We start from the raw sequence: 2,406 nt of genomic DNA, 5'->3' as shown, positions 1-2,406 counted from the left end.
GCAGATCTGCTGGATTATTTTTTTTTTTTTTTTTCAAAACAAAAAAAGGGTGAAAGGAAGGTAAAGTTCGTATATATTTCTTGTCAAGGGAAATTTTTAAGGAGACTTTATCCCCAATCCTGTGGAAAAGACTGTGAATTGTGCAAAAAACAGAGTAAAAATCGCTAAAAAGCTGTGGATAAGCTGTGGATTGTGTGTAAGTTCCACGGGTAAAAGTCATGTTAAAACGTCTGTTCAAGGCGACAGGCCGGGCTTTTTTGGTGATTGTTTGTGAAAAGTTCCAGTCCACAGGTAGTTTGTGGAATGGTTACACGGGATTTTATAAATTTTTTTACAAAAATCTAGACCTAGATAGAATTCTGCTCTAGTCCACTAGATCTAGAAAAGGCCTTTCCACAGCTGTGGGAAAAGGCGGTTGATAAACTGTTAATTGTGGGGATAGAAGTAAAAATGGTAAAATAGGGGCATTATGAATATCAAAATTGTTTGCGTTGGAAAATTAAAAGAGAAGTATTTTAAGGACGGGATCGCGGAGTACCAGAAGCGGCTGAGCCGCTTTGCCAAGGTGGAGATCGTGCAGGTGCCGGATGAGAAGGCGCCGGAAAGCCTCAGCCCGGCCCAGATGGAAGAGGTCAAGAAGCGGGAAGGCGAGCGGATCTTGAGCAAGATCAAGGACAAGGAATATGTTTACGTTCTGGCCATTAAAGGCAAAGAACGGGCTAGTGAAGAGTTCGCCAAGGAACTGAAGAACCTGGGGACTTACGGGCATTCCGACATTACTTTCGTGATCGGGGGAAGCCTGGGGACCAGTGACGCGGTCAACAAGCGGGCCAATGACCTCTTTAGTTTCGGCAAGTTGACCATGCCCCACCAATTGATGCGGCTGGTTTTGATTGAGCAGATCTACCGGGCCTTTATGATCAACTCCGGCAGTCCTTACCACAAGTAGAATAGAAAGTATAAGCCTCTCCTGGGAAATCAGCAGGAGGGGCTTATATACGAATCAGTCTAGTGCTAGAATCTAGGGTGAAAGTGTTTAAATAAAGTATTTTAGTCATGAAAGGGATGATTTAAATGACTAAAACAGAGCGTTACATGTGGCTGGCCAATGACCTGCTTTTGACGGCAGCGGCAGTGTCGCTGATCATTAATTTAGTTGGCTAGACGGCTTCCGGTTATGCCTTTAGCGGCAGTCATGGGCAGGCAACAGAACTGCTTTTATGATGCTTTTATTTTGCTCGTTGCCGCGGCTGCTTTGGGAGCCTGGCTGAGCAAGTGGCTGGCTCCTGCAGCGGCTTGGGTAATTGGTGTCTGCCTTTTGCTGGGCCTTGTAATTGACCGGGTGGTAGGCCTGTATTTTGGCTTGACCTGATATTGGACTTTGGCTGTTGTCGCTTTGGCGGTCAGTCTGGTCAGCTGCGTGATGGCCTGGCTTGGGTGAAAATGGAGATGACAGAGGTGAAATTCTTAAAGATTTTAGTCAAAGTGGTTGATGTAATCTTACTATGCTTTTTGACTGTGGTAGTTTGCTCAAATCTAAAGGACTACATCAATGCCCTTAAGAACGATCAAAGGGACTGATTTAAAGGTAACGGTTTTTGGCCATGTGATTTTAATTTTGGTCTTACTGACAGAATTAGCCTTAGCTGTATTTAGCCAAAAAATTCCCCGCAAGCCGTTCTTGATTATTGGCCTAGTTTGCCTTGCCTTGACGTTGATAGGACTGATTACGCCAATCGCTTTTGGTCCGGGCAATTTGCCACTGAACTTCTTGGCCTTAGTGTTATTGGCTGTTAGCCGCTTTTTGCAAGAAAACGTAGCTTAGAAGAGAACGTTGTAAAATGCAAAAGTTATTAAGCTTAGCAAGAATCACTGCTCAAAAGAAGAACTTGAGCTTGCAATATAAGTAAATAGCCTTAAAAAATAGGAGCGTGATTATGATGAAAAACTTTGCAACTAAGCCAGCCGTTAAAACCGTCTTCTTGCTGGCTGGCATCTGTTTGGCCTAGTTCAGTGGATCTTTGCCGTAGGCACCCCTGGTCCAGTATCTTGGGCAATTGTCGGCATGATCGCGATCACTCTGCTGACCCTTTTCTTGGGAATCATTCCCTTGACCAAGCTCAGCCCGGCGGTTGGCTACGTAACTGCTGCAGCATTAGCGGTTATCGTCTTAATTTTTGTCTTCAATATTCATGGGTACATCTCAATCGGCATCTGGTACTTGCTTTACGCTGCCCTGGCCTGTGGCCTTTTATGGGCGAAAAAATAGAACAGTAAACAAAAATGGCTTCCAGGATTTTCTCCTAGAAGCCATTTTCTTTATGCTCGCCGATTGTAAAATTAAACTGAACACTGTTCCGATCCAGTAAGAAAAATCGTTTTCACTGGATCAGAGCACAAAAAATC

5 protein-coding genes are annotated in these 2,406 nt (G+C 44.2%); 4 read left to right on the top strand and 1 reads right to left on the bottom strand.

The window, feature by feature from the left end; genetic code table 11:
* Positions 1–220 (bottom strand): hypothetical protein (locus FD23_RS10530; RefSeq protein ID WP_236743893.1); only part of this gene is annotated, 220 nt, incomplete at its 3' end.
* Positions 221–469: 249 nt separating this feature from the next.
* On the opposite strand from FD23_RS10530, the gene rlmH reads away from it, so the two are divergent.
* The 4 genes from rlmH (at position 470) to FD23_RS10525 (ending at position 2,269) form a co-directional block, all read left to right on the top strand.
* On the top strand, positions 470–949 hold the full coding sequence (rlmH, locus tag FD23_RS05625; protein ID WP_003623831.1) for a 23S rRNA (pseudouridine(1915)-N(3))-methyltransferase RlmH: 480 nt from the start codon (positions 470–472) through the stop codon (positions 947–949).
* 228 nt (positions 950–1,177) lie between these two features.
* Entirely contained in the window at positions 1,178–1,372 is a 195-nt protein-coding gene (locus FD23_RS05620; RefSeq protein ID WP_230844776.1) for a hypothetical protein, read from the top strand.
* A gap of 180 nt (positions 1,373–1,552) precedes the next feature.
* The gene (locus FD23_RS05615) at positions 1,553–1,825 is read left to right on the top strand and encodes a hypothetical protein (RefSeq protein ID WP_230844777.1); all 273 of its coding nucleotides are present in this window, start codon (positions 1,553–1,555) and stop codon (positions 1,823–1,825) included.
* A 240-nt stretch (positions 1,826–2,065) separates the two neighbouring features.
* Positions 2,066–2,269 carry a hypothetical protein gene (locus tag FD23_RS10525; protein ID WP_230844778.1) on the top strand — a complete coding sequence of 68 codons (204 nt, stop codon included), beginning with the start codon at positions 2,066–2,068 and terminating at the stop codon, positions 2,267–2,269.
* Positions 2,270–2,406 lie beyond the last annotated feature (137 nt).

It is taken from the genome of Lactobacillus delbrueckii subsp. delbrueckii DSM 20074 = JCM 1012, from assembly GCF_001433875.1.
Taxonomy (GTDB): domain Bacteria; phylum Bacillota; class Bacilli; order Lactobacillales; family Lactobacillaceae; genus Lactobacillus; species Lactobacillus delbrueckii.
This window is presented reverse-complemented; position numbering and strand designations above follow the sequence as displayed.

Coding starts and splice junctions, on each gene's coding strand:
- FD23_RS10525 (WP_230844778.1), top strand. CDS start 2,066: ATGATCGCGATCACTCTGCTGACCCTTTTCTTGGGAATCATTCCCTTG.
- FD23_RS05615 (WP_230844777.1), top strand. CDS start 1,553: ATGCCCTTAAGAACGATCAAAGGGACTGATTTAAAGGTAACGGTTTTT.
- rlmH (WP_003623831.1), top strand. CDS start 470: ATGAATATCAAAATTGTTTGCGTTGGAAAATTAAAAGAGAAGTATTTT.
- FD23_RS05620 (WP_230844776.1), top strand. CDS start 1,178: ATGCCTTTAGCGGCAGTCATGGGCAGGCAACAGAACTGCTTTTATGAT.